This is a genomic window from Corynebacterium tuscaniense (assembly GCF_008693065.1).
GTDB classification, from domain to species: Bacteria; Actinomycetota; Actinomycetes; order Mycobacteriales; family Mycobacteriaceae; genus Corynebacterium; species Corynebacterium tuscaniense.
Genome location: NZ_VXKH01000149.1, coordinates 1 through 815, shown reverse-complemented (window position 1 = coordinate 815; position 815 = coordinate 1). Strand labels below are relative to the sequence as shown.

The following is an 815-nucleotide window of genomic DNA, read 5'->3' as shown; positions in this document are numbered from 1 at the left end:
TTCCACGAAACCCTCCGCGTTGAAGATGCCCACGTCTCCGGTCCGGTAGCAGCGCCCGATGCCTGGGACATCCCCGAAGGCGGCAGCGGTCCGCTCCGGATCGGCCGCATACCCCTGCGCGACGCCGAGACCGCTGATGTGGATTTCCCCCGGCACGCCGACGGGGCAATGCACCCCGTCGGGCGCGAGCACGTGGATGCCCTGGTTCGCCAGCGGGTACCCGTAGGGAATGCGGTTTTCCAGGCTGTCGCGTTGCAGCGGGCAGTGGATGGACCAAATGCTTCCTTCGGTCGCACCGCCGAGGCTATTAATCGACGCGTTCGGGAACATGTCCATGGCGCGCGCCGGAAGCCCCGCTGCGATGCGATCGCCACTGAGCAATACGGTGCGCACATCCGGGAACACGTCGTCGTCCGCCGCCCGGACCAGGGCGAGTTCCAAAAGGGCGGGCGCGGAGTTCCACAGCGTGACCCGCTCTTCCCGCAAGACGTCGAGGATTTCATCGGCGTCGCGCTCGTCTCCGACCATCGTCACCGTCGCGCCTGCCGCAAACGCCCCGAACACGTCGTAGACCGACAGGTCGAATCCCAGCGACGACAATCCGATGATGCGATCGGCGGAGGTGACCCCATACCGCCGGTTCACGTCGAGGATGGTGTTGATGCAGTTGCGGTGACTGATCCGCACACCCTTTGGCCGGCCTGTCGTCCCCGAGGTGAAGATGACGTAGGCAAGGTCGTCAGGGGCAGTGCCAAGCGAAGGGTGCGCACCCGCGCTGCCCGCGCGGTCGCAGACTTCCGCGGCTGCGGGCTTGC

The 815-nt window shown here is 66.6% G+C and carries 1 protein-coding gene; it reads right to left on the bottom strand.

What is annotated here, in order from left to right:
• Positions 1-815, bottom strand: an 815-nt coding sequence (locus F4V54_RS10965; RefSeq protein WP_150387154.1) for an AMP-binding protein, incomplete at both ends; no start/stop codon positions are given.